22 protein-coding genes are annotated in these 25,385 nt (G+C 63.0%); 11 read left to right on the top strand and 11 right to left on the bottom strand.

Annotated elements, in window-relative coordinates:
• Positions 1-3 precede the first annotated feature (3 nt).
• From HMPREF3145_RS08705 to prpD, 4 genes are all read right to left on the bottom strand, one after another.
• Positions 4-3,432, bottom strand: coding sequence for a pyruvate carboxylase (locus HMPREF3145_RS08705; protein ID WP_070422834.1), 3,429 nt, complete (start codon positions 3,430-3,432; stop codon positions 4-6).
• Between the two features lie 174 nt (positions 3,433-3,606).
• On the bottom strand, positions 3,607-4,752 hold the full coding sequence (locus HMPREF3145_RS08700) for a bifunctional 2-methylcitrate synthase/citrate synthase (RefSeq protein ID WP_070422833.1): 1,146 nt from the start codon (positions 4,750-4,752) through the stop codon (positions 3,607-3,609).
• 42 nt (positions 4,753-4,794) lie between these two features.
• The gene (gene prpB / locus HMPREF3145_RS08695) at positions 4,795-5,718 is read right to left on the bottom strand and encodes a methylisocitrate lyase (RefSeq protein ID WP_070422832.1); all 924 of its coding nucleotides are present in this window, start codon (positions 5,716-5,718) and stop codon (positions 4,795-4,797) included.
• Complete coding sequence (prpD, locus tag HMPREF3145_RS08690) at positions 5,718-7,229, bottom strand: 2-methylcitrate dehydratase PrpD (protein ID WP_070422831.1); 1,512 nt, start codon at positions 7,227-7,229, stop codon at positions 5,718-5,720. The genes prpB and prpD overlap by 1 nt, the downstream gene beginning before the upstream one ends.
• A 166-nt stretch (positions 7,230-7,395) precedes the next feature.
• On the opposite strand from prpD, the gene HMPREF3145_RS08685 reads away from it, so the two are divergent.
• The gene (locus HMPREF3145_RS08685) at positions 7,396-8,673 is read left to right on the top strand and encodes a helix-turn-helix domain-containing protein (RefSeq protein ID WP_070422830.1); all 1,278 of its coding nucleotides are present in this window, start codon (positions 7,396-7,398) and stop codon (positions 8,671-8,673) included.
• Here the strand turns inward: HMPREF3145_RS08685 and HMPREF3145_RS08680 are convergent.
• The 4 genes from HMPREF3145_RS08680 to upp all read right to left on the bottom strand — a co-directional run bounded on the left by HMPREF3145_RS08680 (position 8,651) and on the right by upp (position 12,642).
• Positions 8,651-10,057, bottom strand: a complete 1,407-nt coding sequence (locus HMPREF3145_RS08680) for an NAD(P)H-quinone dehydrogenase (protein WP_070422829.1) — start codon at positions 10,055-10,057, stop codon at positions 8,651-8,653. The genes HMPREF3145_RS08685 and HMPREF3145_RS08680 overlap by 23 nt on opposite strands.
• Before the next feature lie 48 nt (positions 10,058-10,105).
• Positions 10,106-11,308 (bottom strand): amidohydrolase, encoded by a 1,203-nt coding sequence (locus HMPREF3145_RS08675; RefSeq protein WP_246817570.1) that lies wholly within the window; start codon positions 11,306-11,308, stop codon positions 10,106-10,108.
• A gap of 62 nt (positions 11,309-11,370) precedes the next feature.
• Positions 11,371-11,859 (bottom strand): helix-turn-helix domain-containing protein, encoded by a 489-nt coding sequence (locus HMPREF3145_RS08670; protein WP_070482389.1) that lies wholly within the window; start codon positions 11,857-11,859, stop codon positions 11,371-11,373.
• Between the two features lie 147 nt (positions 11,860-12,006).
• The gene (upp, locus tag HMPREF3145_RS08665; protein ID WP_070422880.1) at positions 12,007-12,642 is read right to left on the bottom strand and encodes a uracil phosphoribosyltransferase; all 636 of its coding nucleotides are present in this window, start codon (positions 12,640-12,642) and stop codon (positions 12,007-12,009) included.
• A 74-nt stretch (positions 12,643-12,716) separates the two neighbouring features.
• Here upp and HMPREF3145_RS08660 point away from each other — a divergent pair, with 74 nt between their 5' ends.
• Genes HMPREF3145_RS08660 through HMPREF3145_RS08640 form a run of 5 tightly spaced genes read left to right on the top strand, consistent with a single transcriptional unit; the run spans position 12,717 to position 17,784 of the window.
• Positions 12,717-12,998, top strand: coding sequence for a hypothetical protein (locus HMPREF3145_RS08660; RefSeq protein WP_070422826.1), 282 nt, complete (start codon positions 12,717-12,719; stop codon positions 12,996-12,998).
• A complete protein-coding gene (locus HMPREF3145_RS11510; protein WP_245167945.1) occupies positions 12,995-14,089 on the top strand; it encodes a C40 family peptidase in 1,095 nt (364 codons plus the stop codon). Before HMPREF3145_RS08660 ends, HMPREF3145_RS11510 begins: the two co-directional genes overlap by 4 nt.
• Before the next feature lie 34 nt (positions 14,090-14,123).
• Positions 14,124-15,362 (top strand): hypothetical protein, encoded by a 1,239-nt coding sequence (locus HMPREF3145_RS08650; protein ID WP_070422825.1) that lies wholly within the window; start codon positions 14,124-14,126, stop codon positions 15,360-15,362.
• Between the two features lie 25 nt (positions 15,363-15,387).
• Complete coding sequence (locus HMPREF3145_RS08645; RefSeq protein ID WP_083279474.1) at positions 15,388-16,512, top strand: trimeric intracellular cation channel family protein; 1,125 nt, start codon at positions 15,388-15,390, stop codon at positions 16,510-16,512.
• Entirely contained in the window at positions 16,513-17,784 is a 1,272-nt protein-coding gene (locus HMPREF3145_RS08640; protein ID WP_245167944.1) for a D-alanyl-D-alanine carboxypeptidase family protein, read from the top strand. It begins immediately after the preceding gene.
• Here HMPREF3145_RS08640 and HMPREF3145_RS08635 read toward each other — a convergent pair.
• Entirely contained in the window at positions 17,744-18,838 is a 1,095-nt protein-coding gene (locus HMPREF3145_RS08635) for a YhjD/YihY/BrkB family envelope integrity protein (protein WP_070422824.1), read from the bottom strand. The two genes, HMPREF3145_RS08640 and HMPREF3145_RS08635, sit on opposite strands and share 41 nt — an antisense overlap.
• Before the next feature lie 139 nt (positions 18,839-18,977).
• Between HMPREF3145_RS08635 and HMPREF3145_RS08630 the strand changes: the two genes are divergently transcribed.
• Both HMPREF3145_RS08630 and HMPREF3145_RS08625 read left to right on the top strand, forming a co-directional pair.
• Entirely contained in the window at positions 18,978-19,337 is a 360-nt protein-coding gene (locus tag HMPREF3145_RS08630) for a Cd(II)/Pb(II)-sensing metalloregulatory transcriptional regulator CmtR (protein ID WP_070422823.1), read from the top strand.
• Positions 19,334-21,226 carry a heavy metal translocating P-type ATPase gene (locus HMPREF3145_RS08625; protein WP_070422822.1) on the top strand — a complete coding sequence of 631 codons (1,893 nt, stop codon included), beginning with the start codon at positions 19,334-19,336 and terminating at the stop codon, positions 21,224-21,226. The genes HMPREF3145_RS08630 and HMPREF3145_RS08625 overlap by 4 nt, the downstream gene beginning before the upstream one ends.
• Before the next feature lie 38 nt (positions 21,227-21,264).
• On the opposite strand, the gene trpS is transcribed toward HMPREF3145_RS08625, so the two are convergent.
• Entirely contained in the window at positions 21,265-22,275 is a 1,011-nt protein-coding gene (trpS, locus tag HMPREF3145_RS08620) for a tryptophan--tRNA ligase (RefSeq protein WP_070422821.1), read from the bottom strand.
• Between the two features lie 73 nt (positions 22,276-22,348).
• Here trpS and HMPREF3145_RS11705 point away from each other — a divergent pair, with 73 nt between their 5' ends.
• Positions 22,349-22,513, top strand: a complete 165-nt coding sequence (locus HMPREF3145_RS11705; protein WP_101732482.1) for an RNA helicase — start codon at positions 22,349-22,351, stop codon at positions 22,511-22,513.
• A 2-nt stretch (positions 22,514-22,515) separates the two neighbouring features.
• Positions 22,516-23,202, top strand: coding sequence for a type 1 glutamine amidotransferase (locus HMPREF3145_RS08615; RefSeq protein ID WP_070422820.1), 687 nt, complete (start codon positions 22,516-22,518; stop codon positions 23,200-23,202).
• Between the two features lie 19 nt (positions 23,203-23,221).
• Here HMPREF3145_RS08615 and HMPREF3145_RS08610 read toward each other — a convergent pair whose 3' ends face one another.
• Positions 23,222-23,599 (bottom strand): holo-ACP synthase AcpS, encoded by a 378-nt coding sequence (locus HMPREF3145_RS08610; protein ID WP_070422877.1) that lies wholly within the window; start codon positions 23,597-23,599, stop codon positions 23,222-23,224.
• Positions 23,600-23,720: 121 nt separating this feature from the next.
• Here HMPREF3145_RS08610 and HMPREF3145_RS08605 point away from each other — a divergent pair, with 121 nt between their 5' ends.
• Positions 23,721-25,373: an acyl-CoA carboxylase subunit beta gene (locus tag HMPREF3145_RS08605; protein WP_083279473.1), complete on the top strand. Its 1,653-nt coding sequence runs from the start codon at positions 23,721-23,723 to the stop codon at positions 25,371-25,373.
• Positions 25,374-25,385 lie beyond the last annotated feature (12 nt).

Here is a 25,385-nt window from a genome sequence, read left to right as displayed (position 1 = left end):
GCATTAGGCGATAACTACCACGAGGTCGCCGCCTTCCACCTTGGTCGGCTTGGTCAGCGCGATGCGCTCGATCACGCCCGACTTCGGTGCGGAGATCGCGGCCTCCATCTTCATGGCCTCGATGGTTGCGACCGGGTCGCCTTCCTTGACCTCGTCGCCTTCCTTCACCGTGACGGTGACGGCACCAGCGAACGGTGCGGCAACGTGGCCCGGGTTGGACGCGTCGGCCTTCTCCACCTCAGCGACGGTGGACTCGACGTTCTCGTCGCGGACGGCAACCGGGCGGACCTGGCCGTTGACGGTCAGGATGACCTGGCGCATGCCCTTCTCATCCGGCTCGCCGACAGCGTCGAGGCTGACCACCAGCGGCGGACGGTTTTCGTCGATCTCGCCGTAGTAGATCATGGTCTCCACGCCCTCTTCAAGGCCGTAGAAGAAGGTCTTGTCACCCAACTGGTCGGTGATGCCGTAGGTGCGCAGGTGCTCCTGGTACTCGGCGTACTGCTTCGGGAACAGCAGCTGATCCAGCGCCGCACGACGCACACTGTGGTCGTCGGACTGCAGATCCGGCTCGAGCTCTGCCGGCACCTGGACGGTGTGGTCGACCTCGGAGCGGTTCTCCAGTGCCTTGTCGCGCAGCAGCGGCCAGCCCCCCGGAGGGGTACCCAGCTCGCCCTGCAGGAAGCCGATGACGGATTCCGGAATGTCGTACTTGCGCGGGTTCTCTGCGAACTCCTGCGGGCTGACACCCTGGCCGACGAGCTGCAGGGCCAGGTCGCCAACCACCTTGGAGGACGGGGTGACCTTCGTCGGGCGACCGAGGATCTCGTTCACGCCTGCGTAGTAGTCCTCGATGAGCTCGAAGCGATCCTCCAGACCAAGAGCCTTCGCCTGGGTGCGCAGGTTGGAGAGCTGACCGCCCGGGATTTCGTGCTTGTACACGCGGCCGGTCGGGCCCGGAATGCCGGACTCGAACGGTGCGTACACCTGGCGCACGGCCTCCCAGTACGGCTCCATGTCGAAGACGGCCTGCAGGTCGATGCCGGTGTCGCGCTCGGTGTTCTCAAACGCCGCGACGAGGGCGGACATCGACGGCTGGGAGGTGGTGCCTGCCAGCGGGGCGGATGCGACGTCGACGATGTCGGCACCCGCATTCGCTGCGGCGAGGTAGGTCGCCAGCTGGCCACCTGCAGTGTCGTGGGTGTGGACGTGGACCGGCAGGTCGAAGCGCTCACGCAGCGCGGTGACCAGCTTGGCTGCTGCTGCCGGACGCATCAGGCCAGCCATGTCCTTGATCGCCAGGACGTGGGCGCCTGCCTCGACGATTTCCTCGGCGAGGTTGAGGTAGTAGTCCAGCGTGTACAGGTCCTCGTTCGGGTCCACCAGGTTGCCGGAGTACGCCATGGCCACCTCGGCGACGGTGGTGTTGGTCTCCAGCACGGCGTCGATAGCCGGGCGCATCTGGGACACGTCGTTGAGCGCGTCGAAGATACGGAAGATATCGATGCCGGAGGAAGCGGCCTCGCGGACGAACGCCTTAGTCACCTTGTCCGGGTACGGGGTGTAACCGACGGTGTTGCGGCCACGCAGCAGCATCTGGATGTTGACGTTCGGCATAGCCTCGCGCAGCTCGTCGAGACGCATCCACGGCGACTCGTGGAGGAAGCGCATGCCCACGTCGAAGGTGGCGCCGCCCCATGCCTCAACGGAGGCCAGCTCTGGGGTCAGGTGGCCCACATGCTTCGCTGCCGCAACCAGGGTGTTGGTGCGGATGCGGGTTGCCAGCAGGGACTGGTGGGCATCGCGGAACGTGGTCTCGGTGACGCCAAGTGCGGTCTGCTTGCGGATCTTCTCAGCCCACTTTGTCGGGCCGAGCTCAAGCAGATCGTCGCGGGAACCACGCGGCAGATCGCCGTACTTGGATTCCGGCAGCTTCTTCGACGGCTGAATGTTCGTCGGGCGAGCACCGTTTGGCTGGTTCACCGTGACGGATGCCAGGTAATCGAGGATCTTGCCGGCATCGTCAGCCGCGGCCGGAGCCTCGAGCAGGTGCGGGTGGTCCGCGATGAAGCCGGTGTTGATGCGCTCGTTGCGGAACTCGTCCTCGCTGAGCAGGGCGCGCAGGAAGCCGATGTTCGTGGACAGGCCCGTAATGGAGAACTCGTTCAGGGCGCGCAGTGCACGGTCGACGGCGACCTGGAAGTTGCGGCCACGGCAGGTCATCTTGACCAGCAGGGAGTCGAAGTTCGGGGTGATGGTGGTACCGACGGCCACGGAGCCGTCGAGACGCACACCTGCACCACCCGGGGAGCGGTAGCCGGTGACCACGCCGGAGTCCGGTCGGAAGCCGTTGGCCGGGTCCTCGGTGGTGATGCGGCACTGCAGGGCTGCGCCGTTGACCTCGATGAGGTCCTGGGTGAGGTGGATGTCCTCCAGCTTCGCGCCGGCGGCGATGTACATCTGGTTCTTTACGATGTCGATGCCGGTGACTTCCTCGGTCACCGTGTGCTCGACCTGCACGCGCGGGTTCATCTCGATGAAGACGTGGTTGCCGGACTCGTCGACAAGGAACTCGACCGTACCTGCGCCCTCGTAGTTGATTTCCTTACAGAACGCCACAGCGTCGGCACAGATCTTCTGGCGCTGCTCTTCCGTGATGTGCTGCGCCGGAGCGATCTCAACAACCTTCTGGTGGCGGCGCTGCACGGAGCAGTCACGCTCAAACAGGTGCACCACGTTGCCGTAAGAGTCAGCCATGATCTGCACCTCAATGTGCTGCGGGCGGATCACGGCGCGCTCGATGTAGACGTTCGGGTCACCGAAGGCTGCCTCAGCCTCGCGGGATGCCTCGGCTGCGAGACGCTCAACGTCCTCGATCTTCTCAATGAAACGCATGCCGCGTCCGCCGCCACCGGCGACAGCCTTCACAAACACCGGGAACTCGAAGTCCTTGGCAAACTCTGCCAGCTGCTTCGGGTCGGACGACGGCTCAGAGTCCTTCAGCACCGGCAGGCCGGCACGCTCAGCGGCCTGGACAGCGGCGGACTTGTCGCCCGTCAGGTCCAGCGTCTCCGGGGTCGGGCCGATGAACTTAATGCCGTTGTCGCGGCAGGCACGAGCCAGGTCAGCACGCTCGGAGAGGAAGCCGTAGCCCGGGTAGACGGCATCTGCGCCAGTTTGCTTCGCGGCACGGATGATTTCGTCGATGTTCAGGTACGCCTTGACCGGCTGGCCGGCCTCGCCGATCTGGACTGCCTCGTCCGCGAACGGACGGTGGAACGAGTTACGGTCCTCGCGGGGGTAGACCGCGACGGTCTTCGCGCCAGTTTCAAAGGCTGCACGGAAGGCACGAACGGCGATCTCACCGCGGTTAGCTACCAGGATTTTCTTGAATGCTGGCAGGTCATTAAGCGGGAGGTTATCCGGGTTCATTTGGTTCCTTTCCTCAAGGAAAGATCGAAGTCATACTGCAACGGGTAGTTTAGTACAGGTCACACTTTTCTTGGGTCGTTTTCGCCAACGAATGTGACACGTTTGCACCCTAACGCGGGGGTGCAAAAACGCGGGCGCCGCGTTGCGACGACCCGCGTTTCGGGGGTGATCCGCTTACGCCTTGACGTGGCGCTCCTCCGGGCCGTTGTAGGCCGAGAGTGGACGGATCAGGGAGTTGTTCTCAAACTGCTCGATGATGTGAGCGGTCCAGCCGGTAATGCGGGACATCACGAACAGCGGGGTGAAGAACTCGATGTCGAAGCCCAGGATGTAGTAGGCCGGGCCGGACGGGAAGTCCAGGTTCGGACGGATCTTGATCGAGGTGTTGTCGTGCATGGTCTTGGCCATGATGTCGTACATCTCGACCCACTTCTGAGCGTCCTTCTCCGGGTGCTCCGCAGCGAGCTTCTTAAAGGCGGCTTCCATCGTCGGCACGCGCGAGTCGCCCTTCTTGTACACGCGGTGGCCGAAGCCCATGACGAGCTCCTTGTTCTTGAGCTTGTCCAGGCACCACTGCTCTGCCTTGGCCGGGTCGCCGATTTCGGTCATGTGGTGCATGACGAACTCGTTGGCGCCACCGTGCAGCGGGCCCTTCAGGGCACCGATTGCGCCGGTGATTGCGGACCAGCCGTCGGACATCGTCGAGGCAATCGTGCGGGCCGTGAAGGTGGAGGCGTTGAAGGAGTGCTCGGCGTAGAGGATCATCGTCTTCTCAAACGCCTCGATGTCGGACGGGATGTTGGCCGGGGACTTCTCATCGTCACCAAAAACCATCCAGAGGAAGTTTTCGGAGAAGCCCTTCTCCTTGCTCGGGGCGATGTACTCCTTGCCCTGGCGGCGACGGATGTCGGTTGCGACAATCGTCGGCAGCTTGGCCAGCAGCTTGCGGCCGATGCCACGCAGGTGATCGGAATCCGGGGTGAACTTCTCCGGATCCTCTGCACCCAGGTAGGACACTGCGGTACGCAGCACGTCCATCGGGTGGCAGTCCTTCGGCATGAAGTTGATGATCTGGATCAGTTCTTCATCGATGTCGCGGTTTTCCATGCAGCCACCGCGAAACTCTGCAAACTGCTCCTCGGTCGGCAGTTCACCGTTCCACAGCAGGTATGCCACTTCCTCGAAGGTGCAATGCTCTGCCAGTTCCTGGACCGGGTAGCCGCGGTACAGCAGCGAGTTGGTCTCCGGGTTGACCTTGGACACTGCGGTGTAGTCAGCGACAACGCCGTTGAGGCCCTTACGAATTTCCTGCTCAGTCATGATGATTCACTCCTTCTTGGTGGTGGTGTTGGTGGTGGCGGTCTACTGCTCAAAGGTGGAGCTGTAGGTGTCTTTCGAGTAGGTGAAGACGGATTGGTCGAACTGGTTGTATTCGTCGTAGCGCACCAGTTCGTAGAGGCGCGCGCGGTGCTGCATCTTGTCCAGCCACGGCACCTGGGTGCCGGTTTCTGCGATGTCGCGCAGCATTGCTTCGGTCTGGCCCATGGCGATGCGGAAGGTGGTCACCGGCCAGATCACGGCGTTGTAGCCGAGGTTTTCCAGCTGCTGGGCGCTGAGCAGGTCGGTCTTGCCAAACTCGGTCATGTTGGCCAGAAGCGGCGTGTCCACGGCGGCGCGGAACTTGGCAAAGTCTTCCTCCGAGTACAGCGCTTCGGTGAAGATGAGGTCCGCACCCGCGTCGGCGTATGCCTTCGCACGCTCGATGGCCTCGTCGATGCCTTCGATGCCGGCGGCGTCGGTGCGGGCACAGATGACGAAGTCGTCGTCCTGGCGCTCGCGCACCGCTGCGGTGATGCGGCGGATCATCAGGTCACGCGGCACAACTTCCTTGCCGTCGAGGTGACCGCAGCGCTTCGGGTTGACCTGGTCTTCCAGGTGGAGGCCAGCCAGGCCTGCCGCTTCAAACTCGGCGACGGTGCGGGCTGCGGACATCGGCTCGCCGAAGCCGGTGTCGGCGTCGATGAGCACCGGCAGGTTGGTGGCGCGGGCGATCTGGCCGCCGCGGTTTGCAACCTCGGAAAGCGTGGTCAGCCCGATGTCTGGCAGGCCCAGGTCGTTGGCTACCACGGCGCCGGAGACGTACACGCCGGAGAAGGATCCGATGTCCTCGATCAGGCGCGCGGTCAGCGGGTTGAAGGCGCCGGGCAGGGTGGTGATTTTTTCGTCGACAAGCGATGCTCGCAGTGCTTTGCGACGCTCGTTCGGGGTTGTGTCAGGCTTGAACATTAGAAGATGCCTCCCGGGATCTCCTCTGCAGCGGCGCGGGTTGCGTCGTTGACGCGGATGTTAAGTTCGGTCAGGTCAGTGAGGTTTTCCAGATCCTGCACGGCGGCGAGGAAGCGGTCCTGCTCGTCCTTATCGACGATGCCCTCAGCCAGGGTGCGGAACTTCTGGATGTAGTTCTCACGCTCGAACGGACGAGCACCGTACGGGTGGGCGTCGGCGACAGCCATCTCATCCTCGATGACAGTGCCGTCGTTGAAGGTGATGACAGCCTTGGCGCCGAATGCCTTCTCGTCCGGATCCTGCGAGTGGTAGCGACGGGTCCACTCCGGGTCCTCCACCGTGGACACCTTGTGCCACAGCTCGACGGTCTCCGGACGGTTTGCGCGCTCCGGGGTGTAGGAGTCGACGTGGTGCCAGCCGCCGTCCTCAAGGGCGACAGCGAACATGTACATGATCGAGTGGTCCAGGGTCTCGCGGGATGCCTTCGGATCCATCTTCTGCGGGTCGTTCGCGCCGGTGCCGATGACGTAGTGGGTGTGGTGCGAGGTGTGCAGCACGATGGACTCGATCTCGGCGGTGGTCCTGCCTGCGTCTGCGATGGTCTGCTTCATGCGACGAGCCAGGTCGATCGGAGCCTGTGCCTGGTACTCGGCGGAGTGTTCCTTGGTGTAGGTGTCCAGGATCGCGCGCTTCGGCTCGCCGTCTGCCGGCAGCGGGACGGTGTAGGTGCGCTCCGGGGAGTGCAGCATCCATGCGATGAAGCCGTCTTCGCCTTCCCAGATCGGGGCCGGTGCGCCCTCGCCGCGCATGGCGCGGTCCACCGCTTCGATGGCCATCTTGCCGGCGAACGCCGGGGCGGATGCCTTCCAGGAGGAGATCAGGCCCTTGCGGGACTGGCGGGTTGCGGTGGGGGTGTGCAGCGCCTGGCCGATTGCCTGGTAGATGGTGTCCACGTCCAGGTTGAGCATGGTGCCGATGCCAGCTGCGGCCGAGGGGCCAAGGTGTGCAACGTGGTCGATCTTCCACTCGTGCAGGCAGATGCCCTTGACTAGGTTGACCTGGATTTCGTAGCCGGTGGCGATGCCGCGGATCAGCGCCTTACCGTCGAGGCCCTTGTGCTGTGCAACAGCGAGGATCGGCGGGATGTTGTCGCCCGGGTGGGAGTATTCGGCTGCCAGGAAGGTGTCGTGGAAGTCGAGCTCGCGCACGGCGGTGCCGTTTGCGAAAGCGACCCATTCTGCGGAGTAGGTGCCGTCTTCGCCGAAGACGAGTGCACCCTTGTTGTCTGCCGGGTGTGCCTTGGCCATTTCGCGGGCGACGGCGACCGGGCGGCGGTTGTAGGAGGCAACAGCGACAGAAGCGTTGTCGATGATGCGGTTGATGATCATTTCGCGGGTGTCTTCCGGTACCTCAACCGGGTCGGCCGCGACCTTGGCAATCTTGTAGGCCAGATGCTCTTCAATCGGGAAGTCTTCTGCGGACTTATGGGTACGTACCTCGTGTTGGATCATTCTTCGGCTCCTTCTGGCAATCGAGATGATGATGCACCTCATATTAGGAGCGAAAGTGTGTTGCGCATCATAGTGGAAGTTGCGTATTCTTGCGTCCTGAAACTGACAGACTTGCAAAGTGTTGCAAATCACCAGGCCAAGCGGCTGAGAAGGAGCAAAATCAACGATGGCAAAGCTGTACGCGGGGGGTCAGATCCGCACACTGCGCACCGCTCGCAACCTCACTCAAGCCGATGCGGCGGTCCTCGTCGGTATCTCGCCGAGCTATCTCAACCAGTTGGAAAACGATCAGCGCCCTCTCACGGCGACGGTGTTGTTGCAGTTAACGTCCGCCTTCGGGGTGGATGCTTCCTTCTTCTCCGGCGACGCCGAACGCGAAACCGCAGCCGCCCTTTCGGAACTGCTCCCCGGCATCGCGCAGCACGAGCTGGAGGAATTCGCCCGCCACTTCCCTACCCTTGCGGAGCGTGTCCGAACCATCCCCGAGCGCCTCAACGAGCAAGCCCCCAACCCCTACGAGTACGCACGCAGCTTTTTCCAGGAACACAGCAACTACTTCCACTCCCTGGATTCAGCGGCCGAAACGCTTGCGGAGCATCTTGGTGGCCGCCAGTTGCGCCTGACCCGTCTTGCGTCGGTCCTCGACCGCGACTTCGGCTACACCGTGCGCTTCAACCAGCCTGTGGAGTCGGGTCGCTCCGACATCGACACCACCACCCGCGAGATCCGCCTGCGCTCCGGCTTGAGCGAAGCGCAACAGTGCTTCGAGCTGTCCTACCGCTACAGCAATCTCGCCCACGGCGACGTGATGTCAGAGCTCATTGCGCGTATCGACGACACCCCGGCCCGCAACGTCACCACCCACGGCTTAGCCCAGTACTTCGCGGCTGCCGTCACCATGCCGTACACGGAGATCCTGCAGGCTGCCCACGAGACGCGCTACGACATCGATGTCATCTCGGCCCGCTTCGGCACCGGATTCGAATCCACCTGCCAACGCCTCGGCACACTGCAGCGCCCCGGCGCGCAGGCTGTGCCGTTTGTATTTATGCGCACCGACCGCGCAGGAAATGTGTCCAAGCGCCAGGCCACCACGTCGTTCCGCTTCGCCGTCTCCGGCGATACCTGCCCGCTATGGGTGGTGCACCGTGCGTTTGAAACCCCAAACCGTGTGACCAGGCAGGTCTCCACCACCCCGGACGGGCGCACACAGATGTGGGTTGCGCGCATGGTGCAGGGTCCCGCCGTGGGCTTTGGTCAGCCCCGGCGCGAGCACGCCGTAGCGCTTGGCTGCGACGCCGCATACGCACCCCAACTGGTGTACGCCGACGGCCTTGATCTGGCCCCGGCGTCAGCTACCCCGATTGGTCCGGGGTGCGCGACGTGTCCGCGCACCCGCTGCCCCCAACGTGCGTTTCCGGCTAGTCCAGATCCGACTTTGTAATCAGGCGGCGCGCCGCCTCGGTAATCGAACCTGACAGCGACGGGTACACCGCCATCGAGTTAGCCAGCTGGGTGACGGTGAGGCTGTTGGTTACCGCGATGGTCAGCGACAAGATCAGCTCGGATGCCGTCGGCGCCACGATTACGCCACCGATGACCTGGCCGGAGCCCTTGCGGGCGAAGATCTTCACAAATCCGTACTGCAGGGAACGCATCTTGGCGCGCGGGTTCGTCGACAAGGGCAGCTTGTAGATGTCTGCCTCAACCTTGCCGTCGCGGATCTCCTGCTCCGTGACACCCACGGCAGCGATCTCCGGGCGGGTGAACACGGCGTTGCCAACCGTCTTCAGGCGGATCGGGCTGACACCGTCGCCCATCGCGTGGTCAACGGCAGTGCGGCCCTGCTGCGCCGCGACCGACGCCAGCGGCATGAGGTCCGTGCAGTCGCCCGCAGCGTAAATGCCGGCGATGTTAGTGCGCGAGACGCGGTCCACATGAATGTGGCCGGACGGGGTGGTCTCCACCTTTGCAGCCTCAAGGTTCAGATCCGCCGTATTCGGAACAGAACCGATGGACATCATCACGTGCGAACCCTCAATGGCGCGGCCATCAGTGGTGTGCACGACCACAGCGTCACCCGTGTTTTCCACACGCTCCACACGCGCGTCCTTCTCCAACTGCACGCCGCGATCCGCCAGGACCTTCTCCAAGACATCGGCGGCGTCGGCGTCGTCGTGAGGCAAAATGCGATCGCGGGAAGCAACCATGGTCACCTTCACGCCCAGCTCCGCAAACGCAGAGACAAACTCCGCACCAGTCACGCCAGAACCAACCACAATGAGGTGGGTCGGCAGCTCCTGCAGGTCATACATCTGACGCCAGTTCAGGATGCGCTCGCCGTCCGGCTCCGCCCCCTTGAGCACACGCGGGCTCGCACCCGTGCACACAAGCACCATGTCGCAGCTGACGTGCTCAGTCTCACCAGACTCGGTGACAATCTCAATGTCATGCGTAGTGTGACCGACCTGCTTATCAGAGAAGCGCGCACGCCCCTTGACCAGGCGCACACCCTTGCGCTCAAGCTGCTCGCGGATGTCACTGGACTGCTCCGCCGCCAACTGCTTCACACGCTCATTCAGCGCCAGCAGCGACAGCTTCGCGTCACCCAACGTGTGGTTGAGCCCCATATCGTCCGCGCGGCGCAAGTCCGTCTTAATGTTCGCGCCCGCAATGAAGCTTTTCGACGGCACAACGTCCTTACGGATCGCCGAGCCGCCAGCCCCAGAATCTTCCACCAACGTGATGTCTGCGCCGCGTTTCGACGCGAGCAGCGCGGCCTCGTATCCGCCGGGGCCTCCACCCATGATGACAATCTTCTTGGACAAAACGGCTCTCCTCAAAGTTTCAGACTTGACGTGACAGGTTAAACAACGTCACAGTCTACCCGGAGCCGGAGAAACCTCACCCACCCGGAAGTACTGCTCCACAATCGCACCGAACAAACGAACCCCAACCCCAATCGCCCGCTCATCAACATTCAGGTTCCCCTGGTGCAGATCCTGTGGCTCACCCTCACCGTTCCACGCACCCAAGCGCATCATCGCGCCGGGCACGTGCTCGAGGTACCACGAAAAGTCCTCCCCACCGCTGGATTGCGGGGCGGAGACAACACTGTGCGGGTCCACGGACCGGGCGGCTTGGACGGCCAGGGCGGTGGCGGCGTCGTCGTTAAGCACGGGCGGCACACCGCGGATGTAATCCAGGTGGTACGTGCAACCGGTCGGCGCAACGACAAGGTCGATCAGGTCCGTAATCAAGTCCTCGATCTCACGCCACGTCGTAATATCCGCCGTGCGCAACGTGCCTTCCAAGACTCCCACCTTTGGAATCGCATTCGCCGCATCACCCGCATTGACGTGGCCAAACACCAACACAGTGCCTGTGCGCGGATCCACCCGGCGCGACAATAACGCCGGCAACTGAGTAATCAGCGCACCGATTGCGTACACCACATCGGCGGTCAACTGCGGGCGCGACGTATGTCCGCCGGGGCCCTGGACATCGATACGAATCACGTCAGACGCCGAGGTGATCGCACCGGTGCGCACGCCGATCTCCCCAACACGGATATGCGGCTCGGCATGCACCGCATAAATCGCGGAAACATTTTCCAACCCGCCCCACTTGACCACGTCCAGCGCGCCGCCACCCATAACTTCTTCCGCAGGCTGGAAGATCACGCGAACACCCTGCTCAAGCTCGATCGTGGACAACGCACACGCAAGGCCCAGAGCAACCGTCGTATGCACATCATGGCCACACGAGTGCGACACGCCCGGGTTCACCGACGCGAACGGCAAACCGGTTTGCTCCGGCACACGCAGCGCATCGATGTCTGCGCGAAACGCCAAGCGCTTGCCTTCGGTAGGACCAAGGTCCACATACAACCCGGTGCCCGGGAAGCACACCGGCTTCAGACCATGTTCCTCCAGTACGTTGACCAAAAACTCGGTAGTTTCCACTTCCTCGTTGGATAGCTCTGGGTGTGAGTGAATGTGCCGACGCCACCCCACGACCTTGTCCTGGTTTTGATCAAACCAAGCCGCCACGGCTGTAGCGATTCCGGCGTTACTCACGCGTCCTCCCTTAAGGTCGTCCTGTACAGCGGGTACAAGCAAGTGCATATGTTGCACAGAGTCTACGCCGGGGTCGTCGCCACGCTAGAAGCGCACTGCTTTTTCGGTACTGCGTTTTCAGTGCAGTGCTGAATCTGTTCAGCAACGCTAAACACTGGTGTTCCCCTCGGTGCGCCGGGTTGAAGATAGGCGGTGGAAAACCGGGCAGTGTCGTACGGACTGCGGGGCCACTGGAACATGATCGCCTCCACTTTGGCGTCAGGGCCTTGGAGCACGTAGGCATCGTCGACATCGTCAAGACTGCCCGGCAACAGCATCGCAGGTGGCACGTGCAGCGCACGAGCGATGCGGTAGAGAGTGCTTAAGGTTGGGTCGGCAGCCCGCTCGTTGTAGTCGTTGCGCTCAATGTTGGACACAAGCGAGCGCGACACTCCAGCGAGTTCCGCAAGGCGTGTTTGGCTCAACCCCCGCATGATGCGCAGCGCGCGAATACGTTCTCCCAAGCCCAGCGCGTAGCTGGCCCAGTGCGAGTCCGGTAGCAATTCCCCCATGACAGCTCTCCCCCTGGCTGTGTCGTTGTGCTGTTGTGCCGTTGTGCTCACAATGTAGCGCAGCGCAAGTGTGCACGCCACGGTTATTTTCGGTTCCGTGGCGCGTAGACCTTGCGCTGCGCTTGTACTGTACGCGCGTTATGCGCGTTAGAGGTCGATGTTGCGCGGACCGTAGAGACGATCACCGGCATCGCCCAAGCCAGGCACGATGTAGGCGTCCTCGTTCAGCGACGGATCGATCGTCGCAGTAACCAGGCGGACAGGCCCGCCGTGAGCCTTGAGCGCATCCACGCCCGGCTGTGCACTGACCATGCAGATGCAGGTGATGTCGTCCGCACCGCGGCCAACAAGCAGATCGATGGCGTGGATGAGCGAGCCGCCGGTTGCCAGCATCGGGTCCACCAGGAACACCGGCTGTCCAGACAGATCGTCGGGCAGTGCTTCGAGGTACGGCACCGGTTCGTGGGTCTTCTCGTCGCGAGCCAAGCCGATGAAGCCCACCTGGGCGTCCGGGATCATCGACAGTGCTGGATCGATCATGCCCAGACCGGCTCGGATGATCGGAACGATGATCGGCGGGGTGGCCAGCCGCGTGCCTTGAGCGACCGCAACTGGGGTTTCGGTGTCGAACTGCTCGACTTTCAAATCACGCGCCGCCTCGTAGATCAGCATTGCGCCGAGGTCGGCCAACGCCGCACGAAAAGCTGCGTTGTCGCTGCGCTTGTCGCGCATAATGGTCAGCCGCGAAGCAGCCAGCGGGTGGTTAATAACCGTGATGTCCATGCTGCCCATGCTAATTCACCAAAGTTTTTTCTCCTACGAGGGAACCGGCGTGGGGTTTTCACCGTCCAATGTGCATGACTGTCTTTCAATTTGATTCCGCATCCGTGTTTTCCATGACCGATTCTCTACGCAACGACGCAGCCTCGCTGCGCGCCCTCAACTATGTGCCAGTGCCCGATGTGTGGCCAATGAGCGAATTCCACAACGCAGTGTCCACCGCTATCGAGCAAGCGAACAGCGACGCCACTTTGCTTCGCGACGAAGCCCGGCGCATCGCCGCAACCATGGACCTCACCGTTGATGCTGCGTGCGCCGTCGATACCGCCACCTGCCACAAGTTTGGAGCGACACTATGAACCCCACCCTTAGCACCATGCTCGACGCGCTTTCCTCGCTCGGCGGGCCGCCATCAGTGACAAACAACCGCCACCTGAACTTCTCGTTAGATATCGGTACTGCTGCGGCACAGATTCTGTCCATGGCAGACATCATCGATTTTCCGACCCTTCCGGGCTATCGCATGCCGGACTTCAAGGACTTCGGCCCGCTCGCACAGGTTGCTAACGCGAGCGGAGAAACCAGGCTGCAGGCTGCATCCGACCTGGCGGCCTACCGTGCAGATATCAGTGACGCAGTCCTGCGCGGGTCAGTCCGCGCTTCGGCCGCGGTCGCCGAGCTTGTCTCTATTGCAATCGGTCTCATGCGCAACGCCGCGGCAGCGCCCGCGCTTGCGGCGACACCAATCGGCCCAATTGGTGCAGCGGCGTTTGTCGCGGCACAAGTCTGTCAGGCGCTCGATGCTGCGATGGCGGCTTTGCAGAGCTTGGAGAAGGACCTGGGCGCCCTTGCGACGAAACTGGGGGCGTCGACCGCTGCGGCGGCCGCCCGTGTCATGCCGGGTCCGGGCGCGCTCGGTGAGGCAGCGAACGCAGAGTTGCAGCGCCTATCGGCCTCGGTGCCATCATCCCCGCGCCAGCTTGTGGCCGCGGCGCTGCCGACTGCACCGAAACCCGCAGCCACGGTCCCCGCGCCTGCTCCGCCTGAGGTCACGCCAATGTCTGCTCCTCCACCGGAGCCCACGCCAGCACCGGCACAGGGTGGTTCACCAGTCGGCGCAGCCGCAGTGGCCGCAGCGAAAAGCCAACTGGGCACGCCATATGTCTGGGGAGGGTCGAGCCCTGGTGGCTTCGACTGCTCCGGGCTGACATCTTGGGCATACAGCCAGGCAGGGATGGAGATTCCTCGCGTTGCGGCCGACCAGACGGTTGGCAGGCAGGTGTCCTACGAGGAACTGCAGCCGGGCGATCTTGTGCTCTGGTCGGGCCACGCCGCAATGTACGCAGGCGACGGCATGATGATTGAGGCCGGCGACCCGGTACAGATGAACCCGGTGCGCACCGAGAACATCGGAATGCCGTTCTACGGGTTCTGGCGGCCAACCGGTTAATCTGCTGGCTGTGAGTTGAGTAGACTCTCACCCCATGAGTACCCGCGCGATCCTTCCCGTGAAACTGTCCCTGACCGAGGGCGATTTTTACACCCTGTGGGCCCCAACCTGGAAAGAGAAGGGCACGCAGTGGCAGGCCTTTCTTGGCGACGACCAGTCGGTCCTCGCCTTCAACTCCCCCGAGGAGCTTCTGGCCTACCTCAACACCAACCCGTCGCATGACCTGAGTGATCACCCGAAGTGGGAGGCGTTTAACACTCAGGGCGACGACCGCGTCGTGCCGGGTGACAAGCAGTACTACGACATCATTGGCGCCCCGAACTTCCTAGCGGGTCGTCCGAGCCACGAGAACGTCTCGTCGCTGGCACGCGTCTTCCAGGTGTCGCGTTCGCTGGCCGAGGTGGCCAGCGCTGAGCATGCGCAGATCTTCTTCGCCTCCCACTCCATTTTGGGCAACGTCAACCGTGGCGCGGACCACTACGCGGGCGAGAACGGCATGTCTGAATGGTCGGGTGTGGGCCGCGTTGTGCTGACCAATTGGAAGCAGGTTGTGGAGTCGCTGGATGAGGTGGTGCGTGTCGTCGATACGCAAGATCTCGATGCGAACGAGGTTGCCGCAGCAACCACCGCTATTGCTGAAGCACAGGAAGCACGCGCAGCGGCTGAGGAGCAGCGCCGCGCCGACGAGCAGGCACAGGCCGCCGCGCAGGACCCGTACGATTCCTCCGTTTGGGGCCTTGCTGGCATCGACCCGGTGAAGGTTTCCATCCAGGGCCAGAGCGTGTACACGCTGCGCACGTACCTGAACGGCGCGCCGGTGTTCTTGGGTAAGTACGGCGAGATCATCACCTTCCCGTCCACGAAGCACCTCGGCCGCTGGATTTTGGAAAACGACGACCACGACCTCGCAGGCGTGTCCACTTGGCAGGACATCCTCAACGCGGCAAACGCTGGTGATCTCAAGGTGGAGGTTCACCCGGACAACTCCTACTCGTTTAACGGCATCGCCGCCGACATTGCCAAGGGCACCGACGCGGTAGACACCAAGCAGATGGCCAAGGCCTACGAACTGCTCGCGGACGCCGCCGACTGGGCGAAGGACGATTCGCTGAACTCCCTGCTGCTGGCCAACCCGCGCATGCAGGATTACCTGGCGTACATGCTTGGCTCCACCCGCGCCGCCGGTTACGTTCCGTCCGCACCGTTCACCGATAAGGCAGAAGCGTGGACCGAGATGGAAAACCAGCTGATCAAGCGCTTCTCCAAGTTCTAAGACCTGAGGTTTAGAATGGTCGGCTATGGCAGTGGACCAGGTCGACCCCCTCATCAACGCCATCTATCACTGGATGGACATCTCCGGCGTGCTCCTCATGGGTGTCATTGGCGGCACCCTGGCACGCCAACTCGGCTACGACATCGTGGGGTTTTTCTTCATCGCGATGCTTTCCGCACTCGGCGGAGGCATGTTGCGCGACGTGCTGATAAACGAGGGCACCGTCGCAGCAATGAGCCAGCCTGAGTACCTGATCCTTGCGTTTACCGGCGCGTTGATCGCCAGGTTCACCTACTTCAAGGGCCGCGCATGGGAATTTTTGCAATCGCATGGCGACGCGTTGGTCTCCGCATTGTGGGCGTCCACGGGTGCGTCGAAAGCAATCCAGTACGGGCTTCCGGTTGTGCCCACCATCATGATGGGTGTCTTCACCGCGACCGGCGGCGGCATGATCCGCGACGTGGTCACCGGCCAAGAACCGTCAGTGTTTGGCGGTAACCAACCCACCGTGCTGCCGGCAGTGGCGTGTGCAGTGATCACGCTGATCGGCAACGCCACTGGCTACCTCGCCTGGGGCATGATTCTCGGACCTGTTGCCAGTTTCGCCCTGTTCCTGTTCGGCTACTACGGCAACTGGCGCATTTCCACCGACTCGGAGTTCGCTCCGGTAAATACCACTGTGAACGCGACGGCGACGCAGGTAGCCACGCTTGCGCGCAAGGCTGAGAACAAATCACGCGCGGTGGCCCGCGAGTTGGAGCCAACCCGTGTGCGCTCCTGGCGCCACCGCCAGATGGAGAAGGCGTTGCAGCGTCGCATCGATGCGGAGATCCGCAAGGGCAAGCGCCCGGCGCAGGCGATGAGCGATGCGGATGATTTCCTCACCGAGTTCACCACCCAGTTCCCCGCTATTGATGCGGAGATGCTCGCAGAAGCCACGGGAATTGACACCCCTGTTGAAGACGAGGGGCTCCTCGACGGCATCGGCATGGATCTCTCCGGCGATTCCTACGATGACCAGGTAGAACCAGATCCGGAGGAAACTGAGGCGATGCATGCTGACATGCTCGATATCATTCTTTCCGATGAGAAACTTACCGACGAGCTCATCGACCGCCTCGTCACCCGCTACAAACAGAAGGGGTCCTAAATGATCAAGCGCACGTTGGCAGCAGTTCCGGTGGTGTGTTTGAGCATGGGGCTGTGCTTGACAGCGAACGCGCAAGACGCCGAAACCCCCGCCCCAACCGATGCCATCGAGCCGGCCGCCCCCACCACCGGCTACTACGACGACACCGGCAACTGGGTCCCACCCAAGCGCGACAAAGCACCCGATACCGATAACTGCCCGCAGGCAACCTGGCCGCCGGAGCCTGTCTCCACCTCAGAACGGGCCACAAGCACGCCGGACGCGTTGCCGGTGACCTACGACGGGCCGTGTGGGGTCAGCGTCGCCGACGGTTACGAGGTTCCGCAGGACGTGCTCGCATCCGCGTGGCTGGTGGCTGACCTGGATTCCGGCGACGTGGTGGCGATGAAGGATCCGCACGGACGATACCGTCCGGCATCGATCATCAAAGTGCTGTTGGCATTGGCGGCGATCGACGAACTGCCGCTAGACCAGAAAGTGCCGGTATCCGCCGAGTCCGCGGGCCAGGAAGGCTCCGCCGCAGGCATCGGCGAGGGCGGCGACTACACCGTCAACGACCTGCTCCACGGTCTGCTGTTGGCCTCTGGCAACGATTGCGCCCACGCGCTCGCCCAGGCGCTCGGCGGCAACGAGATGACGCTTTTGAAGATCAACGAAATGGCCAAAACACTCGGCATGACCGATACCCGTGCCACCTCGTATTCCGGCCTGGACAGCGCCGGCATGTCCACCTCCGCGTGGGATATGGGCCTGGCGTACAAAGCGGCGTTTGCGAACCCCACGTTCGCGGACATCGTCGCCACCGAGTCCTACACGTTCCCCGGATTCGACGACTTACCAGCCTTTGAGCTGTGGAATGACAACAAGCTCTACCTCAACGACCCTGACGGCATCGGTGGAAAAACCGGCTACACCGACGACGCCAACCACACCTTCGTCGGTGCGGTCAACCACGATGGCCGCCGCCTCGTCGCCGTCGTCCTCGACACCACTGCCCACGAACACCGCGCCTGGGAACAGGCGCAGATGCTGCTGCATGCGGCGTATGGGGTGGAGGGTGTCGTCGCAAAGCTAGCGCCCCCAGAGACCAACACCCCTGAAACGACGAAGGCCGCCCCCTCCCCCACGCCCGAAGAGAACTCCGGTATGGAAGAGGAGACGGCCTGGAACCGTTGGTGGTCCTACCTTGTCGTTGCGGGCGTTGTGGCCCTCGCGTTGCTTGCCGCTGTGGTTAGTCTCGCGTCAGCACGGAAGCGAGGCCAACGCCGATAGCGCCAAGCGCGGCGCCGACGCCAAGCGCCTTGCCGGTAGACGCCGACTTATCGGTGTTACGCACCGCACCTGCACGGATATTGATCACGGCCGGCTCCGGAACCTCCGCCGGGGCTGCGTCCAGGGACTCCTGCGTCGTCGCAGTCCATGCTGCAACGTAGAGCACCACGCGCCAGATCAGGTACAGCACGACCATGAGGGTGATGATCGGGCCGAAGATTGCACCCGCCGGGTTACCGGTAGCGGAGGAAATCACCAGACCTGCGAACTGCTGCAAGATGGCGAAGATGACCGCGCCGAGCAGCGCACCCTTCAGACCTGATTTCACCGGCACCTTCGTGCGCGGCATGTACATGTTCACCCACAGCATGACCAGGAAGCTGGCCAGCACACTGACCAGGAATCCAACGACCCACACCACGAGGCGCGCGCCCGGGAAATCACCGATGCCAAGGCGCTCCATTGCGGTGCTGGTCCAGCCGGACACGCCAACCGCGGTCACGCCTGCAGCCACCACGAACAGGACAATGAGCACGATCAGGCCCAGTAGGTCGGCCAACTTCTTCGTCACAAAGTTGCCGCCCTCGTTCGCATCCACCTTCCACATCGCGGACACGCCCACGCGCAGGTTGTTCATCCAGCCCAGGCCAGACCACAGGGTGGTCAGCAAACCAATACCAGCGACGGCACCGCGCTGATCAATAGCAGCATTGACCAGTTCATTGAGCATGTCGCCCAGATCGCCGTCCACGGAGGAGGTGATCTGGTTTTCAATCTCCTGGATCAGATCCGGCCGCGCACTCAGGAAGAAACCGAGGCCAGCGAAAAGCAGCATGAGCAGCGGAAACAGCGACAGCACCGAGAAGTACGTAATGCCACCGGCAAGCTGGTTACCGCCTTCGGTACCGAAGCGCTCGTTCATCCGCAGCACGTGAGCCGCAGCGGGCGCCTTCTCCTCTACTTTCGCCTCTAGGCCTTCTTGCTGTTGCTTCGAGGCGCGCTCGATTCCTTGTTCGTCGGTGTACGCCTTACGCGGCGATGTCGAGGTTGCCATCGACGGACGTCCCTTCTAAACGGATGTGCTTTACCGAACACATCGTAGAGGAGCCTGCGAAACGGCGTAGCGGGGGCGGAGGCAGTAGCAGACTCCTCACGCCTTGCGCCAGTTCAGTAGCCACTGTACAGTTCAGCGCATGCTGACCATTGCTTCACGCCTCGACGTCATGAACCGGCTCGGCCGGGCCATGGCGGATCCGACGCGTTCCAGAATCCTGATGACACTACTCGACGGCCCGAGCTACCCGGCCGTGCTTTCGCGCGACCTGGACCTGACCCGCTCGAACGTCTCGAACCACCTGACCTGCTTGCGCGACTGCGGCATCGTCGTCGCCGAGCCGGAGGGCCGCAAGACACGCTACGAAATCGCCGATCCGCATCTCGCAGCAGCGCTCAACGCGCTGGTCAACGCGACGCTGGCTGTCGACGAAAACGCCCCATGCATCGACTCTGAGTGCTCGGTCCCCGGCTGCGGCGAGAAGGGAGCGGACGCATGAGTTCAGCGTGTGGATGCGAACACAAACCCGCCGCGGAGGTCGAAGAGCTCGATCGGCCATGGTGGAAGGACCCCGAGTTGCTACTGCCGATCTTCTCCGGCATAGCCCTCTTCATAGGTCTGGCGCTGGACTGGTCCGACTTGGAGACACCCGCGACAGTACTGTTCTGGGTCGGCCTGCTGTTGGGCGCTTACACGTTCGCACCTGGAGCGATCCGGAACCTTGTCACGAAGCGCAAGCTCGGCATTGGCTTGCTGATGACGATCAGTGCGGTCGGCGCGGTGTTCCTCGGTTACGTCGGAGAGGCCGCGGCGCTAGCGTTCCTGTACTCGATCGCCGAGGCACTGGAAGACAAGGCGATGGACCGGGCCCAGAGCGGACTGCGGGCACTGTTGAAGTTGGTGCCGCAGACCGCGACGGTGCTGCGCGACGGCACGGCGGTCGAGGTCGCAGCGAAGGACCTCGTGGTTGGCGAGCTAATGCTCGTGCGCCCCGGGGAACGAATCGCCACGGACGGCATCATTCGTTCCGGACGATCCAGCCTTGACACCTCAGCGATCACCGGAGAATCCATTCCGGAGGAGGTCGCACCCGGCGACGAGGTACCCGCGGGAGCAATCAACTCCGCCGGTGTGCTGGAGATCGAGACGACCGCAGCTGGAACGGACAACTCGCTGACCACCCTCGTCGACCTGGTCGAGCAGGCACAGGCGGAAAAGGGCGACCGCGCCCGGATCGCCGACCGGATCGCCCAACCCCTAGTGCCCGGGGTGATGATCCTGGCGGTGCTGGTCGGTGTGATTGGCTCGCTGCTGGGCGACCCCGAGACGTGGATCACCCGTGCGTTGGTGGTTCTGGTCGCAGCCTCGCCGTGCGCGCTGGCAATCTCCGTGCCGCTGACGGTCGTGGCCGCGATCGGCGCGGCCAGTCAGTTCGGAGTGGTCATCAAGTCCGGCGCGGCGTTCGAGCGGCTCGGCGGCATCCGTCACCTGGCGGTGGACAAGACCGGAACCCTTACCCGCAACCAGCCCGAGGTTACCGGCGTGGTCCCGGCGGACGGATTCGATCGGGCGCAGGTGCTTGCTTTCGCGGCGGCAGTTGAGCAGCAATCGACGCACCCCCTCGCCGCGGCGATCGCGGCAGCGGCGCCCGAAGCGCCCACCGCCTCGGACATCAGCGAGGAAGCCGGGCATGGCATCGGCGGCACCGTCGAAGGCCGACGAGTGCTGGTGGGCAGCCCCCGGTGGATCGACGCCGGGCCATTGAAGGCAGACGTTGAGCGCATGGAGTCCGAGGGCCAGACCTGCGTCCTGGTCACCGTCGATGACACCCTCGCCGGGGCGATCGGTGTCCGCGACGAGCTGCGTCCCGAGGTTCCCGAAGCCGTGCAGACCCTGCACGCCAACGACGTGGAAGTGAGCATGCTCACCGGCGACAACACTCGCACCGCCCGGGCGCTGGCTGAAATCGCCGGAATCGACGACGTGCGCGCCGAGCTGCGACCGGAGGACAAGGCAAACATCGTCGCCGAACTCTCCTCCAAGACGCCGACGGCGATGATCGGCGACGGCATCAACGACGCGCCGGCACTGGCAGGCGCGACGGTGGGCATTGCGATGGGAGCGACCGGCTCTGACGCCGCGATCGAGTCCGCTGACGTCGCCTTCACCGGCCACGACCTCCGGCTGATCCCGCAGGCTCTGCAGCACGCCCGCCGAGGCAGCAGGATCATCAACCAAAACATCGTGCTGTCTCTGGCCATCATCATCGTGTTGATGCCGCTGGCGATCACCGGCGTGCTGGGCCTAGCCGCCGTGGTGTTGGTTCACGAGGTCGCCGAAGTCATCGTGATCTTGAACGGCCTGCGGGCCGCACGAGCGAAGCGCTGAGGCTACGCCGGAAACGGACCTGGCTCCGCCGCTAGCCCTTAGCGCTTCGGCGCTAAGAACCCAACCTTCTCGTACACGTCCTTCAGCAGCGGCGATGCCACCTCGCGGGCGCGCTCGGCACCGCGGGCGAGGATGGCTTCGAGTTCGGCACGATCCGACATGAGTTCGTCGTAACGCGCGCGCAGCGGCGTGGTGAACGCCTCGAGCGCATCCGCCGTATCCACCTTCAGCGCGCCGTAGCCTTGGCCTTCGTAGCCGGCGACGATGTCGTCGATAGGCTTGCCTGTCAGCGCCGACTGAATCACCAGCAGATTGGACACGCCCGGCTTGTTTTCCTTGTCGTAGGCAATCACGCCATCGTTGTCGGTCACGGCGGAGCGGATGCGCTTGGCGGAAGTCTTCGGCTCGTCCAGAAGATTCACAATGCCCTTCGGGTTCGCGCCGGACTTGGACATCTTCGACGTCGGATCCTGCAGGTCGTAGATCTTCGCCGCACCCTCGACGATCATGCCCTCCGGCACCGTGAACGTCTTGCCGTAGCGGGAGTTGAACCGCTCCGCGAGCGTGCGCGTGAGCTCCAAATGCTGACGCTGGTCCTCACCCACCGGTACCAACTGCGGCGAGTACAGCAAAATATCCGCAGCCATCAGCACCGGGTAGGTAAACAGACCCACCGACGTGCGGTCCTGGCCCTGCTTGGCCGACTTGTCCTTGAACTGCGTCATGCGGCTGGCCTCACCAAAACCGGTCAGGCACTGCAGCACCCAGGTCAGCTCGGCGTGCTCCGGTACGTGCGACTGCACGAACAGGGTGGAGCGCTCCGGGTCAATACCCAGCGCAATCAACTGCGCACAGCCTGCAAGCGTGCGGTGACGCAGCTCTTCCGGGTCCTGGTCCACCGTGATCGCGTGCAGATCCGGGATGAAGTAGAACGCCTCGTAGCCGTCCTGCAGGTCAATCCACTGTTTCAGGGCACCCAGGTAGTTTCCCAGGTGGTAAGAGTCGGCGGTGGGCTGGATTCCGGAAAGCACGCGTTGCATGCACCACATATTAACCCGATGCGCATTCGAGGGAACCGGGGGTTGTTTACTCGCTACGATGAAGCCCACGAAAGGAGCAGCGATGACTGTGAGTAACCGCCCTGAGACAGCTCAGGATGTTAAGGGAGAACGTCCGCCCCGTGGCCAGATTGCTTTTGCAAAGCTGATCCTCAAGAGAGAGCGCGAGGGCAAAGGCAAGATCCGTGTCACTGATGAAATGCGTCGCGTCGCTTCTTTTGACCTCTGACCATGCGCATCACTGTTCTCCAGCCCGACCCGATCAGCCCGCTCCAGCGCCTCGGTCCATGGCTCGAACGCGCCGGCGCTGAGCTCGATGTCGTCGATCTCAACCAAACGCCACCGCGTATCGACGACACCACCTCCGCCCTCATCCTCCTCGGCGGTCGCACCAACGCCCTGGACACCGAGGCCGCACCTTGGCTGCCCGCCGTCCACGACCTCCTTCGCGCAGCTCATTCGTCAGGCATGCCGGTTCTGGGTATCTGCCTTGGCCACCAGATCATCGCCGACTGCTTCGGGGGCGAAGTTTCCGTCGGCTTAGCCAGTCAGGACGAAGAGGGCGCCGCACGAGTGTCGCTGACCGAAGCTGGTCTTGCCGATCCTCTTTTCGGCGCCCTCGATCCCGAATTGGTTGTGGTCGAATCCCACCACGATGCAGTGGTGTCGCTCCCGCCCGGCGCGCAACTGCTCGCCTCGAGTGCCCGCTGCCCCATCCAGGCGATGCGTCTCGGTTCCATCGTCTCGGTGCAGTTCCACCCCGAATGCTCCCCCGATGTTGCAGGTCAGTGGGCCGCGCGCAGCGGTTATGACGCTGCCGCCGTCACCCAGGAGCTTTCGCTTCACGACGACCACCTCACCCACACCGGCCGCACCCTTGCAGCCGGCTTCGTCCGTGCCGCCCAGGCGTGGCGGTAAGCCTTCCGGCCAAGCGCCCCTAGTCCACGATCACGGTGGCAATCGCATAGTCGCCGTCGTGGCTCAGGGAGACGCTTTGGACGTGGGGGCCTAACCGTGCGACCTCACCGTGCAACTGGACCACAGGTCGCCCGAATGCGTCGTTTACTACTTCTATCTCGGCGAAGTTGAGCTCGTCCGGGGTGATAAGCGGGGGCTGGCCGATGATCGTTTGGGACCAGGCTTTGATGTAAGCCTCCTTTACCGCCCAGCGTCCGGCGAGCGATGCAGCACGATTCGGTTTCGTGTTGCACGTGCGTATCTCGCGGTCGGTGAACACAGAACCGAAGGTAGAACCTGGGAATTCCATTTGTTGGGCGAACGAGGAAACGTCCACGAGGTCGATGCCGATATGCATGGTCAAAGCCTAGTTTCTTGAATGTCCATCGGGGGTTGGCGTTCGTAATAGAACCTGCTGTGTGGCTGGGAATTTACCTACCGACTAGTAACTTACGGATTCGTAGGTTTAGAATGCCAGCATGCCAAATACGTTTACAGGTGTACATCAGACTGAAAAGGCAGCGGTTCCGGCGCCAATCCCGGCACCGGCGACCACAGCCCAAAAACACGATGACCTCGTGCAACGACGCACCGAAGCGGCCGAGCCGATGGGATCAAAACCACTGGAGAAGGTCCGCGCAGCAGGCAGACTGACCGCACGTGAGCGCTTGGACTACCTCCTGGACGAGGGCTCGTTTGTGGAGTTCGACCAGCACGCCCGCCACCGCACCCATGACTTCGGGATGCAGGCGAAGCGGCCGGCAACGGATGGCATTGTCACCGGATTCGGCACGATCGACGGACGCGAGGTCTGCATCTTTTCCCAGGACGGCACCGTCTTCGGTGGCGCGTTGGGTGAGGTCTACGGCGAGAAGATGACCAAGATTCAGCGCCTTGCCGTCACCACCGGTCGTCCACTGATCGGCCTCTATGAAGGTGCAGGCGCCCGCATCCAGGACGGCGCGGTATCGCTGGACTGGATCGCGCGGACCTTCCTGCACAACATCGAAGCCTCCGGCGTGGTCCCGCAGATCTCCGTGATCATGGGCGCTTGCGCCGGCGGTAACGCCTACTCCCCCGCACTGACCGACTTTGTGGTCATGGTGGATGAGACCTCGAAGATGTTCGTCACCGGCCCGGATGTGATCAAGACGGTCACGGGTGAGGAGATCTCGCAGGAGGAGCTCGGCGGCGCCTGGATCCACATGCAGCAGGGCGGCAACTGCCACTACGTTGCGGAATCCGACGAGGATGCGCTCGACTGGGTGGCTGACTTGCTCGAGTACTTGCCGTCGAACAACCGCCAGAAGTCGGCGCCGCGCCCGGCAACCCCAACCGATGCAGAGGCAGACGCCACCGATGCTGCCGCGCTGGATTCACTGATCCCAGACTCGCCGAACACCCCTTATGAGGTCCGCGACGTGATTGCGCATATCGCGGACGACGGCGAGTTCCTGGAGGTCATGGAGCAGCGCGCTGAAAACGTCGTCACTGCGTTTGGTCGGATTGAGGACCAGCCGGTGGGCTTCGTCGCTAATCAGCCCATGGTGCTCGCAGGTTGCTTGGACATTGACTCGGCGGAAAAGGCCGCGCGCTTCATCCGCACCTGCGACAGCTTCAACATCCCAATTGTCATGCTGGTGGACGTTCCCGGCTTCTTGCCCGGCGCGAACCAGGAGCACAGCGGCATTCTGCGCCGCGGCGCGAAGCTGCTGTACGCCTACGGCGAGGCAACCGTGCCGAAGGTGACCGTGACCATGCGAAAGGCGTACGGCGGCGCGTACTGCGTGATGGGCTCGAAGGGCCTCGGCGCCGATGTGAACTTGGCGTGGCCGACCGCGCAGATCGCGGTGATGGGTGCGTCTGGCGCAGTCGGCTTTATCAACCGCAAAGACATTGCTAACGCCCGCGACTCCGGTGTGAGCGACGAGGAGCTCCGCGAACTGATTGCGAAGTACGAGCGCGACTACGAAGACGAGATGCTCAACCCGTACAAGGCCGCTGAGCGCGGTCTGATCGATTCGGTCATCCTCCCAAGCGAAACCCCTGCGGTTCTCGCAGCGCAACTGCGTTTCTTCCGTGACAAGACCGTGGCGCGTCCGATGCGCAAGCACGGCAATATCCCGCTCTAATCCCGCTCCGAT

The sequence above is a fragment of the Corynebacterium sp. HMSC05C01 genome, from assembly GCF_001807155.1.
Taxonomy (GTDB): Bacteria; Actinomycetota; Actinomycetes; order Mycobacteriales; family Mycobacteriaceae; genus Corynebacterium; species Corynebacterium coyleae.
This window is presented reverse-complemented; position numbering and strand designations above follow the sequence as displayed.